Annotated in this window: 15 protein-coding genes; 11 read left to right on the top strand and 4 right to left on the bottom strand. The window is 53.0% G+C overall.

The features are described 5' to 3' along the window. Positions 1–72 precede the first annotated feature (72 nt). The 11 genes from NG99_RS29350 to lipA all read left to right on the top strand — a co-directional run bounded on the left by NG99_RS29350 (position 73) and on the right by lipA (position 10,900). Positions 73–1,557: a hypothetical protein gene (locus tag NG99_RS29350; RefSeq protein ID WP_157032653.1), complete on the top strand. Its 1,485-nt coding sequence runs from the start codon at positions 73–75 to the stop codon at positions 1,555–1,557. A gap of 277 nt (positions 1,558–1,834) precedes the next feature. After that, complete coding sequence (locus NG99_RS29345) at positions 1,835–2,152, top strand: site-specific integrase (RefSeq protein ID WP_157032652.1); 318 nt, start codon at positions 1,835–1,837, stop codon at positions 2,150–2,152. 148 nt (positions 2,153–2,300) lie between these two features. Further along, entirely contained in the window at positions 2,301–2,618 is a 318-nt protein-coding gene (gene rsfS / locus NG99_RS18385) for a ribosome silencing factor (protein ID WP_034896084.1), read from the top strand. Between the two features lie 3 nt (positions 2,619–2,621). Next, complete coding sequence (gene rlmH, locus NG99_RS18380) at positions 2,622–3,092, top strand: 23S rRNA (pseudouridine(1915)-N(3))-methyltransferase RlmH (RefSeq protein ID WP_034896082.1); 471 nt, start codon at positions 2,622–2,624, stop codon at positions 3,090–3,092. Positions 3,093–3,125: 33 nt separating this feature from the next. Beyond that, positions 3,126–5,030 (top strand): peptidoglycan DD-transpeptidase MrdA, encoded by a 1,905-nt coding sequence (gene mrdA, locus NG99_RS18375; protein ID WP_034896081.1) that lies wholly within the window; start codon positions 3,126–3,128, stop codon positions 5,028–5,030. Positions 5,031–5,032: 2 nt separating this feature from the next. Continuing rightward, positions 5,033–6,145, top strand: a complete 1,113-nt coding sequence (mrdB, locus tag NG99_RS18370) for a peptidoglycan glycosyltransferase MrdB (protein WP_034896079.1) — start codon at positions 5,033–5,035, stop codon at positions 6,143–6,145. A gap of 11 nt (positions 6,146–6,156) precedes the next feature. Continuing rightward, a complete protein-coding gene (gene rlpA / locus NG99_RS18365; protein ID WP_034896076.1) occupies positions 6,157–7,278 on the top strand; it encodes an endolytic peptidoglycan transglycosylase RlpA in 1,122 nt (373 codons plus the stop codon). A 139-nt stretch (positions 7,279–7,417) separates the two neighbouring features. Further along, complete coding sequence (gene dacA, locus NG99_RS18360) at positions 7,418–8,626, top strand: D-alanyl-D-alanine carboxypeptidase DacA (protein ID WP_034896075.1); 1,209 nt, start codon at positions 7,418–7,420, stop codon at positions 8,624–8,626. A 144-nt stretch (positions 8,627–8,770) separates the two neighbouring features. Next, positions 8,771–9,034, top strand: a complete 264-nt coding sequence (ybeD, locus tag NG99_RS18355) for a DUF493 family protein YbeD (RefSeq protein ID WP_013201269.1) — start codon at positions 8,771–8,773, stop codon at positions 9,032–9,034. Between the two features lie 81 nt (positions 9,035–9,115). Further along, positions 9,116–9,775: a lipoyl(octanoyl) transferase LipB gene (gene lipB, locus NG99_RS18350; RefSeq protein WP_034896070.1), complete on the top strand. Its 660-nt coding sequence runs from the start codon at positions 9,116–9,118 to the stop codon at positions 9,773–9,775. A 159-nt stretch (positions 9,776–9,934) separates the two neighbouring features. Next, positions 9,935–10,900, top strand: coding sequence for a lipoyl synthase (gene lipA / locus NG99_RS18345; RefSeq protein WP_034896067.1), 966 nt, complete (start codon positions 9,935–9,937; stop codon positions 10,898–10,900). Positions 10,901–11,003: 103 nt separating this feature from the next. Here the strand turns inward: lipA and tatE are convergent, their stop codons facing one another. From tatE to NG99_RS18325, 4 genes are all read right to left on the bottom strand, one after another. Then, positions 11,004–11,210 carry a twin-arginine translocase subunit TatE gene (gene tatE / locus NG99_RS18340; protein WP_034896065.1) on the bottom strand — a complete coding sequence of 69 codons (207 nt, stop codon included), beginning with the start codon at positions 11,208–11,210 and terminating at the stop codon, positions 11,004–11,006. Between the two features lie 132 nt (positions 11,211–11,342). Then, a complete protein-coding gene (locus NG99_RS18335; RefSeq protein ID WP_034896062.1) occupies positions 11,343–12,113 on the bottom strand; it encodes an amino acid ABC transporter ATP-binding protein in 771 nt (256 codons plus the stop codon). After that, complete coding sequence (locus tag NG99_RS18330) at positions 12,110–13,084, bottom strand: amino acid ABC transporter permease (protein WP_034896060.1); 975 nt, start codon at positions 13,082–13,084, stop codon at positions 12,110–12,112. The genes NG99_RS18335 and NG99_RS18330 overlap by 4 nt, the downstream gene beginning before the upstream one ends. After that, positions 13,081–13,968 carry an ABC transporter substrate-binding protein gene (locus tag NG99_RS18325; RefSeq protein ID WP_034896058.1) on the bottom strand — a complete coding sequence of 296 codons (888 nt, stop codon included), beginning with the start codon at positions 13,966–13,968 and terminating at the stop codon, positions 13,081–13,083. Before NG99_RS18325 ends, NG99_RS18330 begins: the two co-directional genes overlap by 4 nt. Positions 13,969–13,981: the final 13 nt, after the last annotated feature.

Genomic DNA, 13,981 nt, shown 5'->3' with positions numbered 1-13,981 from the left:
TGCGCTGCATTATTCTATATAGCCACAGCCTCCAGTCCTAAGATACATGGGGATGGAAGAGAATATATTTTAATGAGCCAATCATTATTGAATCACGCATCATCCAACCTTAAAGAAAAAGATATTAAGGACACGGTAGATTCGTTTAAGAGAAAATCACATGATTTTAATGACTTTTATCTGAATTGTGAACAACATAAAGACTGCGGAGTTTCTCTATTGATAAACAAAGGTTACTTTCATAGTAATGAAGGTAATCTATACTCATATCATTTTTACTTCTACTCGCTGGTCAACATACCTGCACTACTTATTTCGAATGCAATATCAGCATCACCAACCACAGCTTTTTATTTAACTAATACGATGTTTTTTATTATCTCGTTGTATTTCATTGTATTTTTATTAAGAGATAAGTTTTCGTATAAGATTTTGATTTTACTGTTATTTTCGTCAAAAGTGACGCTGGCATACCTGAAATGGCCTCACCCAGAAGCAATAACTGTTTCATTATTAGTTATTTCACTATGCCTGATAAAACAAAAACAATTATATTGGGCATCTCTTATTTTTGCCTTCGCATCTTTACAGTATCAGCCATTAGGTATCATATCTGCAATCATTCTTATTTATGCTTTTATAAATGACATAAAAGAACATGAAATCAAATCTTTAAATGACTTATTGATTAACAAAAAACTTATAACCAGAAGCATAATCTTTGCAATAGTTAGCGGGATGATAGTCCTCGCACCATCAATGTTCTATTTATATCATTTTTCAACGCCTAATCTTATAGCATCGATCGGCGCTTCAAAATCAGAGCTAATAACATTTTCAAGATTCATATCAATGTATTACGACTTAAACCAGGGCGCGATATTACTCTTCCCTGTCGTATTACTTCTTTCTCCGATATGCTTCATTGCATCGTTTTTTAGCATAAAAAAAGAACGTTCTAAAAATGTAATACTCTTCACTATCATCTCCGCCGCTTCAGTAATACCTTGTTTAACAACCACAAATTGGAATTCCGGCGCAGAAAATGTCATGAGATATGCGTTCTGGGTATCAATTCCATTGATTTTTGCTTTTGTGGAGTTTATCTTCAGCATAAAAAACAACAAACTAAAAACCACAATAATATTGATAACCATTGTCAGCCAAATTGTAATATTCACTATGCAAAAAAAAGAAAAGTATTTTTCAAGCAGCCATACGGTCCCTTCATATATTGCGCTTGCGTTTTATAATCACATACCCCCACTGTATAATCCCGAAGCTGAGATATACATTGAAAGAGCCTTTAACGCCGAGCTACCGCTCAGAGATATAATGAGTGGAAAAAAATATCCAGGATATGTCAAACGCGGTTACCTGAAAAAACTAATAGCCCCGGCGAATATGGATGTATCACTATTAAATCCATGTCATAACGTAACGCCATCAATTAAAGCGACCTCTGATGGATGGGTTTATTATAACTATGGCAATAATTGTCAAGTGGCCGATAAAAGCAAGACTGGAGTGGTCATGTTTTCTCCACGACAGCAGTAACAGGTTATTAACCGGGTCACGGTAGAGCGCTAATCCTCTGGTATTGCGACGAGAAGGGCATTTGGTAACAGGTTTTTGATTATGACCAAATGCCCTGATTTAGTCTCCACCATTGATCTAATTCCTGTTGTTTCAGTCACTAACCCGGTATTGCTTGCGCCAGGTGTCACTGGTGGGGCCGGTAATCCTCAGTTTGTGACAGGTATCCGGCAACCGACTTATCCAACTCAGCCTGCTTCAGGGCAAACAATGGGAGCCGTGGTAACCATAAAATGGCGTGAACTGCCTTAAGATATGCCTGGACAAAACGGGTGCAAAAGCCGACACACCACTGAATATTGGCCTGAACATCATTGACACCGATCTTGAGGCTGTTATCCTTCGCTGCCACGATTTTTATCGCAGTGCAGATACGATCACTGCCCCATCAGAAATGCTCACACTAAGCGTAAAAATGCTGACAAAATACTTCGCTAAAACCCGTGAAGCGACAGGGCTTAAGTGGGACAATACCTCTCCTGGTTTTCATGAAATCCGAAGCTTTTCCGCCCGGTTCTATACTGAACAGCATGGCGATATTTCGCTCAGATGCTGAAGGGGGATAAGTCAGCTGAAGTGGCGGCACGGTAAACAGAGACTCGCGGAACAACACGGTCAATGACAGCGGTTTAAATGATTTTAGGATTATTTTGAGCCGAAATTAATAAATTATTGATATTTATATCAAAAAAAAGGGGAACCTTTTGCAAGGTCAAGCACTCCAAGACTTCGTTATCGATAAAATCGACGACATCAAAGGCCAGGATATTGTTTCGGTGAATGTTGAGGGCAAATCCAGCATTACCGACTGCATGATTATCTGTACCGGCACCTCAACGCGCCATGTGGCTTCGATCGCCGATCACCTGGTGCAGGAAACTCGTGCTGCGGGTATGAAACCGCTTGGCATTGCGGGCAAAGCCACCGCTGACTGGGTAGTTGTCGACCTGGGCGATGTCATTGTTCATGTGATGCAGGAAGAGAGCCGCCAGCTTTACGAACTCGAAAAGCTCTGGAGTTAATGCGTGAAGCTGCAGCTGGTCGCCGTCGGCACCAAAATGCCGGATTGGGTGCAAACTGGTTTTCTGGAGTATTTGCGTCGTTTTCCTAAGGATATGCCGCTGGAGCTGACCGAAGTTCAGGCTGGCAAGCGCGGCAAAAATGCCGATATCAAACGCATTCTTGAAAAAGAGGGCGAAATGATGCTGGCGGCAACCGGCAAAGGCAACCGCATCGTCACGCTGGACATCCCTGGTCAGCCGTGGGAAACGCCCCAGCTGGCTACCCAGCTTGAACGATGGAAGCTGGATGGCCGCGACGTCAGTCTGCTGATCGGTGGGCCGGAAGGCCTGTCGCCCGCCTGCAAAGCGGCGGCGGAGCAAAGCTGGTCTCTCTCCGCGCTAACCCTGCCCCATCCGCTGGTTCGCGTGCTGGTTGCGGAGAGTCTGTATCGCGCATGGAGCGTGACAGCGAATCACCCATACCATCGGGAATAGCCCTGAGATCAACCGGATACACTGAAACAGCGGATGAAATTACAACGTAACTCTTTTCGTGACTACTCTGCCGAACAGACACTCTTTGTCCGTCGGGCGCTGATCGCTTTCATTGGCATTTTACTGCTTTCCGGTATCCTGGTGGTCAATCTGTATCACCTGCAAATTATTCGCTACACCGACTACAGCACCCGCTCCAATGAAAACCGCATCAAGCTGGTGCCGGTTGCGCCCAGCCGCGGCATTATTTTCGATCGTAACGGCCTGCCTCTGGCGCTGAACCGAACGATTTACCAGATTGAGCTGGTGCCGGAAAAGGTCGACGACCTGGAAAAAACCCTGCTTGCGCTGCGGCCGATCGTCGATTTGAGCGACGAAGACCTGGTTGCCTTTGAAAAAGAGCGCAAGCGCTCGCGCCGCTTTACCTCAATCCCGGTGAAAACCGGCCTGAATGACGTGCAGGTCGCCCGTTTTGCGGTCAATCAGTACGCCTTCCCTGGCGTCGAGGTCAAAGGCTATCAGCGGCGCTACTATCCGTACAACTCTGCCCTGACCCATGTGCTGGGCTACGTCTCTAAAATCAACGATCGCGACGTTGACCGCCTTAGCAAAGAGGGCAAATGGCCTAACTACGCGGCGACGCATGATATTGGCAAGCTGGGCATCGAGCGCTATTACGAAGATATGCTGCACGGTAAAACCGGATATGAAGAGGTTGAAGTCAATAACCGTGGCCGGGTTATCCGTCAGCTTCACGAACAGATCCCTCAGGCCGGACAGGACATCTACCTGACCATCGATCTGAAGCTTCAGCAGTATATTGAAACTCTACTGGCTGGCAGCCGCGCCGCCGTGGTCGTCACCGACCCGCGCAATGGCGACATTCTGGCGATGGTATCAATGCCGAGCTACGATCCTAATCTGTTCGTTGATGGCATCACCAGCAAAGACTACAACATGCTGCTAAACGACCCTAACCGCCCGCTGATAAACCGCGCAACGCAGGGCGCCTACCCTCCAGCGTCCACGGTGAAGCCCTATATCGCGGTATCGGCGCTGACCGCCGGGGTTATCAATAAAAATACCAGCCTGTTTGATCCCGGCTGGTGGCAACTGCCGGGCTCCGAAAAGCGCTTCCGCGACTGGAAGCACTGGGGGCACGGTCGCCTGAACGTCACCAAATCACTGGAAGAGTCGGCGGATACCTTTTTCTATCAGGTTGCCTACGACATGGGCATTGACCGCCTCGGCGAGTGGATGAACAAATTTGGCTACGGCAGCCTTACCGGGATCGATCTGGTGGAAGAAACGCCGGGCAATATGCCGACCCGCGAATGGAAAATGAAGCGCTTTAAGAAACCCTGGTATCAGGGGGATACCATTCCGGTGGGCATCGGTCAGGGTTACTGGACCGCCACGCCGATGCAGATGAACAAAGCGATGATGACGCTAATCAATGACGGCATGGTCAAAACGCCGCATCTGCTGCACTCCAACATCGTGAATAACACCCGCGTGCCGTATCGCCAGCCTGACAACCCGCCGATTGCCGATATTCACTCCGGCTATTGGGAAATTGCTAAAGACGGTATGTTTGGCGTAGCAAACCGCCCTAACGGCACAGCAAGGAAAAGCTTTTCCGACGCGCCGTATAAAATCGCCGCTAAATCTGGTACGGCCCAGGTCTATGGCCTGAAAGCCAACGAAACTTACAACGCGCATAAAATTGCTGAACACCTGCGAGATCACAAACTGATGACCGCTTTCGCGCCTTACGACAATCCCCGCGTAGCCGTGACCATGATTCTGGAAAACGGCGGCGCAGGCCCGGCAGTTGGCACCATTATGCGCCAGATTCTGGACCATATTATGCTCGGCGACAACAATACCAACCTGCCTGACGCTGCCCCAGTGCCGCCGGGTTATGAGGGTGAATAGTCATGAATGATCGTCACCAAAAAAGCACCATCTGGACGCGAATTCACGTCGATCCAACCTTTTTCATCCTGATTTTTGCCCTGCTGGTGTATAGCGCCCTGGTGATCTGGAGTGCCAGCGGTCAGGACCCGGGGATGATGGAGCGAAAAATCGGTCAGATTGCGATGGGTATCGTTATCATGCTGGTGATGGCGCAGATCCCCCCGCGAGTCTACGAAGGCTGGGCACCCTACCTCTACATCATCTGCGTGATCCTGCTGATCGCCGTGGATGCGTTTGGTCATATCAGTAAAGGCGCGCAGCGCTGGCTGGACTTAGGGGTTGTTCGCTTCCAGCCCTCGGAGATTGCCAAGATCGCGGTGCCGCTGATGGTGGCGCGTTTTATCAACCGCGACGTCTGTCCGCCTACGCTGAAGAACACGGCTATCGCGCTGGTGCTGATTTTTATGCCGACGCTGCTGGTCGCCGCCCAGCCGGATCTCGGCACCTCCATTCTGATTGCCGCTTCGGGCCTGTTCGTGCTGTTCCTGTCTGGAATGAGCTGGAAACTGATTATCGTCGCTATCCTGATGGTCGCCGCTTTTGTGCCGATCCTGTGGTTCTTCCTGATGCATGACTATCAGCGCGCCCGCGTCATGATGCTGTTGGACCCTGAGAGCGACCCGCTGGGCGCGGGTTACCACATTATTCAGTCTAAAATTGCCATCGGCTCGGGCGGCCTGCGCGGCAAAGGCTGGCTGCACGGCACGCAGTCCCAGCTGGAGTTTCTACCCGAACGCCATACCGACTTTATCTTCGCCGTACTGGCAGAAGAATTAGGGTTGGTCGGCGTGCTGGTGCTGCTGGTACTCTACGTTCTGCTGATTATGCGTGGTCTGACGATGGCGGCGCGAGCACAGACCACCTTTGGCCGCGTGATGGCTGGCGGTCTGATGCTGATCTTCTTTGTGTATGTTTTTGTTAATATTGGTATGGTTAGCGGTATTCTGCCCGTAGTAGGGGTTCCGCTGCCGCTAGTCAGCTACGGCGGATCGGCGCTGATTGTGCTGATGGCCGGATTTGGCATTATTATGTCGATTCACACCCACCGAAAACTGTTGTCGAAGAGCGTTTAAGAGGCGTTAACATGCGTAAGGATTGGCTTTGGATTGCTCTGGCTTCAGCCCTGCTGGCAGCCTGTACTACCACCGAACAGCAGGCTCCCGCGCCACAGCAGCCGGCCTGGAATGGCCCGGTGGTGGAGATTGGCGGGGTTGAACCACGCTATGAACCGCAAAATCCAGGCACCAGCCAGGATTACTCGGTCAACGGCAAGAATTACCGCATTATCAAAGATCCTTCGAATTACAGCGAAACCGGACTGGCCAGCTGGTACGGCGATGAAGCTGCTGGCAGCCGAACGGCAACGGGCGAACCGTTCGACCCGGATGCGCTGACCGCCGCGCATCCCACGCTGCCGCTGCCAGCCTATGTGCGCGTGACTAACCTCGCTAATGGCCGTCAACTGGTAGTGCGCGTGAATGATCGTGGCCCCTATACGCCGGGGCGCATTATCGATCTCTCCCGTGCGGCGGGCGATCGTCTGAATATCTCGAACAATACCCGAGTCAAAATCGATTACATCAAGGTCGCGCCTGATGGCAGCCTTTCCGGACCAGGCACCATCGGAACCACCGTAGCTAAACAAAGCTATGCGCTGCCTCCTCGTCCTGATATCGCTGGCGGCATGGCCGTTATGGGCGGCGGAGCCGTAGCCAGTTCAGCTTCCCAGCCTGCGGCCAGTCAACAGCAGGCGCCAGAGAGCCACCCGATTGATAATGCCAGTCTGAGCAGCGATGACACGCTCGGCGCGCCGGTGCGCAGCAGCGGCTTTTTAGGCGCGTCACAGCCCCTGCGTTCTGGCGTACTGGAAGGCAGTGAGCCTGCGGCATCTGCGGCTGCACCCGCGACTGCAGCCGCTGCCGTTGTTGCCGCTCCAGCTGCCGCCGCTGCCAGCCGTCCGTCAGCCTCAGGCACCACCTATGTGGTACAGGTTGGCGCGTTAAGCGATCCGGCCCGCGCCAGACAGTGGGTAAACTCGTTGAGCAAACAGTTTGGCGTTCCAGGCACTGTTGACAGCCGCGGCAACGTTTACCGGGTTCAACTGGGGCGCTTTACCTCTCGCCAGCAGGCCAGCGCTTTGCAGCAGAGGTTGTCGAGCGAAGCGAATCAGTCCTCTTTTATCACCGTCGCACCTAACGAAATGTAATGCTGACCGGCACCCTGATAAAGCTAACAGACTGATACCTCTGTTAAGCTTCTCGGTAAAGACGGGTGCCGGGCTGAGCTGCTTTTGCTATAGTGAGTCACTTTTTTTAACCTAGCCGATGGATGTTGTAGTCCTAAACATGAACAATCTGACCTCCTCCCCACTGAAACGCCTGACGGCGGGATCGCTGATTGCCCTCAGCCTGACCTCCTTCGCCCACGCTGACGACGTGAATATTAAAACAATGATTCCAGGCGTGCCGGATATTGATGCGGAAGCCTACGTCCTGATCGACTACAACTCCGGTAAAGTGTTGGCAGAGAAAAATGCTGACGCCCGCCGCGACCCCGCCAGCCTGACCAAAATGATGACCAGCTACGTTATCGGTCAGGCGGTCAAGGCCGGAAAAATTAAGCAGGATGACGTGGTTACCGTAGGTAAAGATGCCTGGGCGACCGGCAACCCGGTCTTCAAAGGCTCCTCCCTGATGTTCCTGAAGCCTGGCGACCGCGTCCCCGTTTCGGAACTGACTCGCGGTATCGTACTGCAATCCGGCAATGATGCCTGCGTGGCGATGGCCGATTACGTCGCCGGCAGCCAGGATGCGTTTGTTGGCCTGATGAACAACTACGTCAAGGCGCTGGGCCTGATGAATACCCACTTCCAGACCGTTCACGGCCTGGACGCCGATGGTCAGTACAGCTCGGCGCGGGATATGGCGCTGATTGGCCGTGCGCTGATCCGCGATGTGCCGGACGAGTACGCGGTCTACAAAGAGAAAGAGTTCACCTTTAACAACATCCGCCAGATGAACCGTAACGGCCTGCTGTGGGATACCAGCCTACAGGTCGACGGCATCAAAACCGGCCATACCGAAGCCGCAGGCTATAACCTGGTCGCCTCAGCTACCGAAGGCCAGATGCGTCTGATCTCCGCCGTCATGGGCGGTCACACCTACAAAGGGCGTGAAACCGAAAGCAAAAAGCTGCTGACCTGGGGCTTCCGTTTCTTTGAAACCGTAGCGCCGCTGAAAGCAGGCAAAGAGTTTGCTTCCGAGCCGGTGTGGTTTGGCAACAGCGATCGCGTACAGCTGGGTGTGGAAAAAGACGTTTATCTGACCATCCCGCGCGGCCGCATGAAGGATCTGAAGGCCAGCTACACGCTGAGCAACACGGAACTTCATGCTCCGCTGGCGAAAAATCAGGTAGTGGGCACCATCAACTTCCAGCTGGACGGTAAAACCATTGAGCAGCATCCGCTGGTGGTGCTCAACGATATGCCGGAAGGTGGCTTTATTGGCCGCATCGTGGATTACATTAAGCTGATGTTCCATCACTGGTTTGGTTAATCCCTGCTCGTCCGTCTGCCTTGCTACCCGCTTCGGGTAGCATCGCCCTCTTGATTTCAGCGTGAATGCGCCCCATATTTGACTTATCTGTAGGCTCCTGCATCTGAAGGCAGGAGTCTTTGTTTTGGCGTTACCGGAGCCCTTATGAAAACCAATCTTAAAGAACTGCTCGAATTTCCCACTCCTTTTACTTACAAAGTAATGGGCCTGGCGCAGCCGGAGCTGGTTGATCAAGTGGTGGAAGTGGTTCAGCGCCATGCGCCGGGTGACTATTCTCCGGACGTGAAGCCGAGCAGCAAAGGCAACTACCATTCCGTCTCAATCACCATTACCGCGACCCACATTGAGCAAGTTGAAACGCTGTATGACGAGCTGGGCAAAATCGAAATTGTTCGCATGGTGCTGTAAATTGTTTTCCTGACAGGGGGCATGGGTTTTGCCCTTTGTCAGCGTTATACTCCCCTTCTGTTTCCAACCGGACGATACCTTTTGCCTCAGGATATCCTACTCATTCGCCAGCTGGGCCTGCGGCCCTGGGCGGCCACTTCTCAGGCTATGCATGAATTTACCGACCAGCGCAACGACGCCTCATGCGACGAAATCTGGCTGGTAGAGCATCCTTCAGTCTTTACCCAGGGCCAGGCAGGCAAGGCAGAACATCTGCTGGTACCTGGTGATATCCCGGTGATGCAAAGCGATCGTGGTGGTCAGGTGACCTACCACGGGCCGGGCCAGCAGGTGATGTACGTAATGGTCAACCTCAGGCGTCGGAAAATTGGCGTCAGGCAGCTGGTCACGGCACTTGAAGAGACGGCAATCGCCACCCTCGCCCATTTTGGCATCGAAGCGGCGGCCAGAGCCGATGCGCCAGGGGTTTATGTGCAGAATAAAAAGATCTGCTCGCTGGGGCTACGCATCCGCAACGGCTGCTCGTTCCACGGGCTGGCGCTGAATATCGATATGGATCTGACGCCCTTTTTGCGTATCAATCCCTGCGGCTATGCCGGGCTGGAAATGACGCAGCTCAGCGCGCTGAAGCCGGGCATAACGCTGGAGGATGTCCGCCCTCTACTGATCGAACACTTTAGCAGGCTGCTGAATATCCCAGAAATCCGTTGGGAAACCACCGATGGCGGCGTCAGAAAGTAACCGTCCGTGCGAATTTACAACTCCGTCACATTTTATCTGCCTGGCTGGCTGAAAGTGCGGCGCTGAGATGATATAATTTTTGCGCTTTTATCAAAAAAAGTTGAATGACACTTTGTCTTTTATGCCGATGGCGCATGACAACCTGGAACTGGCAAGATTATGAGTAAACCCATTCAGATGGAACGCGGCGTTAAATACCGCGACGCAGATAAGATGGCCCTGATCCCGGTGAAAACCGTGATGACCGAGCGCACGGAGATTTTACGTAAGCCGGAGTGGATGAAAATCAAGCTCCCCGCTGACTCCAGCCGCATTCAGGGTATCAAAGCTGCCATGCGCAAAAATGGCCTGCACTCCGTCTGTGAAGAGGCTTCCTGTCCTAACCTTGCAGAATGTTTTAACCACGGCACCGCGACCTTTATGATCCTGGGCGCTATTTGTACCCGCCGCTGCCCGTTCTGCGACGTGGCCCATGGTCGCCCCGTCACGCCGGACAGCAATGAGCCGCTGAAGCTGGCTCAGACAATTGCGGATATGGCGCTGCGCTACGTGGTGATCACTTCGGTTGACCGCGACGATCTGCGTGACGGCGGCGCTCAGCACTTTGCCGATTGCATCACCGCCATCCGCGAAAAGAGTCCGTCGATCAAAATCGAAACGCTGGTGCCAGACTTCCGTGGCCGTATGGATCGCGCTCTGGAAATCCTCACCGCCACGCCGCCAGACGTGTTTAACCATAATCTGGAAAACGTCCCGCGCGTTTACCGCCAGGTTCGCCCCGGCGCCAACTACGACTGGTCGCTGAAACTGCTGGAGCGCTTCAAAGAAGCCCACCCGCAGGTGCCGACAAAATCCGGCCTGATGGTCGGCCTGGGTGAAACCAATGCGGAGATCGTTGAGGTGATGCGCGATCTGCGTCGCCATGGCGTAACCATGCTGACGCTGGGACAGTACCTCCAGCCAAGCCGTCACCACCTGCCGGTGCAGCGGTACGTCAGCCCTGCCGAGTTTGATGAGATGAAAGAAGCGGCGATGGACATGGGCTTTACCCATGCTGCCTGCGGACCGTTCGTCCGTTCGTCCTATCACGCGGATATGCAGGCGAAAGGTCTGGAAGTAAAATAAGCGGCCTGGCGGGGCGCTGCCTTGTCACACTTATTTACATTAATAGCGCAGAAACAAAAAACGGATGACTTTGTCATCCGTTTTTGCGTTTACCGACGGGAAATCACTCTTTATGAGCAACCTGTTCGGCAGGCTTTTCTTCAGTGACCGGCGCTTTTTTAGCGGAAGTGTCGTCGTCACTCATAGCCTTTTTAAAGCCTTTAATCGCTGACCCCAGATCGCCACCGAGAGAACGTAACTTATTGGTTCCGAACAGCAATACGATCAGAGCACCGATAATCAGCAGTTTTGCGATACTGATACCTTCCATACACACCTTCTTTTTTTAACCTGACCACTAAAAAGGTCGATAACGTAATCTGTATTAACGCGCAGTTCACCGGTCAATACAACCGCAATCTGTAACAGATTACGCCCTGTACAGAATACCTGCGGGATAATATCAGATAAATCGACTGAGGAAAGCCTGGAAGCGGGGATGTTCAGGATTTGCCAATACCTTGCCGGGCGGCCCCTGCTCAACCACTACGCCGCCATCCATAAACACCACCCGATCCGCCGCCTCGCGAGCAAAGCCAATTTCGTGGGTGACCACGACCATGGTCAGCCCCTGGTCAGCCAGCGTGCGCATCGTAGCCAGTACTTCCCCCACCAGTTCGGGATCCAGCGCTGAGGTTGGCTCATCAAACAGCATCAGCTTAGGCCTGATCGCCAGCGCCCTTGCGATCGCCACGCGCTGCTGCTGTCCGCCGGATAAATGACGAGGCCAGGCATCTGCCTTATCGCTCAGCCCCACCGTAGCCAGCAGCTCGGTGGCGTGGCGGGTAGCCTCTGCACGGGACTCCTTATGCACGCCGATCGGCGCTTCAATGATGTTTTGCAGCACCGTCATATGCGGATAAAGGTTAAACTGCTGAAACACCATGCCGATTTCCTTGCGCTGGCGGGCAATATTACGCGGCGACAAACGCTGTAGCGAACCGTTTTTCAGCTCATAGCCTATCTGCTGATCGCCCACCATAATAGAACCGGCGTTCATGTCTTCCAGATGATTGATACAGCGCAGAAAGGTTGATTTCCCGGAGCCTGACGGCCCCAAAATCACCACGACCTCGCCCGGCATCACGTCCAGATCGATGCCTTTCAGCACGTCGTTATCGCCGTAGCTCTTCTGCACGTTACGCGCACGCACCAGCGGCTTGACCTCGCTCATACATCCTCCTTACGGACGAAAGGACGATTGACCATTGGCGCGACGTTGCTCCCGGCCGTCGATTGACGCCGCTTAGTCGCCGATACGCTGCGACGCACGCCGCGTGAGTAATAACGCTCAATAAATGACTGTCCCACGTTGAGAATCGAGGTGATAAGCAGATACCAGATCACCGCCACCATCAGCATCGGGATCACCTCAAAGGTGCGGTTATAAACCGACTGTACTGAATAAAGCAGATCGCCCATGGCGATAACGCTCACCAGTGAGGTGGCTTTGATCATACTGATCAACTGATTGCCGGTTGGCGGAATAATCGAACGCATCGCCTGAGGAATGATAATGCGGCGCAGGGCGCGGGCGCGGCTCATCCCAAAGGCCTGAGTGGTCTCTACCTGACCGCTGTCAACCGACTGAAGGCCAGCCCGGATGATTTCAGCCATATAGGCCGCTTCATTCAGCGCCAGGCCCGCAATAGCGGCGGTAAGCGGAGTGATTAAGTCGTTGGTGTTCCAGCTGGCAAACACCGGGCCGCCAAAGGGTATGCCCAGGGTAATTTTTGGAAACAGCGTCGACATGTTGTACCAGAAAATCAGCTGTACCAGCAGCGGCGTGCCGCGAAAGAACCAGATATAAAGCCCGGAAAGGCCGCTCAGCAGACGGTTATCCGCCAGACGTGCGACCGCGAGCAGCAGGCCAAGCAGCGTGCCGAGGATCATTGAAACGAGGGTCAGGCCCAGCGTAACCTGTAACCCTTTCAGCACCGAGCCTTCGGTAAACCATTGCAGCACGACATGCCACTCAAAATTGGGATTAGTGGCGACCAGCCAGCTAAAATTGGCCGCAATCACCAGCACCACAATCCAGGAAACCAGGCGTCCATAACGCGGTGCGCTGCGGGCAAAAGCCACGTCGCGCTGCTGCACGTCTGCCCTCTCCCTGGCTCGTGGATCCGTGGCGCTGTTGGTCATTTCGCTGCCCCTTTCGCCAGGTTAACCCCCGGAGCGGTAATCATGTTGCCGTCCAGCTTCCATTTTTTCATGATCGCCGCGTAAGTCCCGTTGGCGAACAGCGCCTTGTAGCCATCAAGCACCACTTTGCCCAGCTCGGAATCTTTCGGCACTACGGTGCCCTGGAAAATATCGCCAAAGCCGTTTTTCTTGCCCTGACCGGTCAGCTCCAGCTGACCGTGCGCCTGGTCAACAAAGTACACCAGCGGTGCCTGAGAGGAGAAGAAGGCGTCAGACCGTTTGGAGCGAACCGCAAGTATGGACGACGGCTGGTCGGTAAACGACTGTACGGTGACCGCTGGCTTGCCTGCGTCGGTACAGACCTGCGACTGCTTGCGAATCACCTGCTCGGCCGAACCGGCGGCCATCACCGCGATCCGTTTGCCGCAGGTATCATCCAGGCTGTTAATTTTTTCCGGGTTGCCTTTCTGCACGGCAAATACCACGAACTCCTGCACGAAATCGATAAAGTCATTGTTCGCCTGACGGTCCGGATAGTCGCCGACCGGACCAATCGCCAGTTGGTAACGACCAGACTTAATGCCAGCCAACACGCCAGATAGCCCACTCACGGTAGCATGTTCAATTTTAATGCCCAGCAATTGGGCCAGCGCTTCGGTCAAATCAGCGGAGGCTCCGCTCATGGTGGTTGGCCCCTCGACGATCTCATAAGGAGGGAATGAACCGTTGTTCACTGAAATCATTTTCCCCGCCGATTTGATATCAGCCGGTAAACGATCGTGTAACGCCTGATCGACTTTCTGAACCGGAATAGCGTCTGCGGCCTGGGCAAAACCCGCACTAAGCCCCAAAGCCAGCACAATGGCGGTTGCTCTCTTTTTCATTCTAACCTTCCCC

Source organism: Erwinia typographi, from assembly GCF_000773975.1.
Taxonomy (GTDB): domain Bacteria; phylum Pseudomonadota; class Gammaproteobacteria; order Enterobacterales; family Enterobacteriaceae; genus Erwinia; species Erwinia typographi.
Note: the sequence above shows the minus strand (reverse complement) of the source record. Positions and strands in the feature narration are given on the sequence as shown.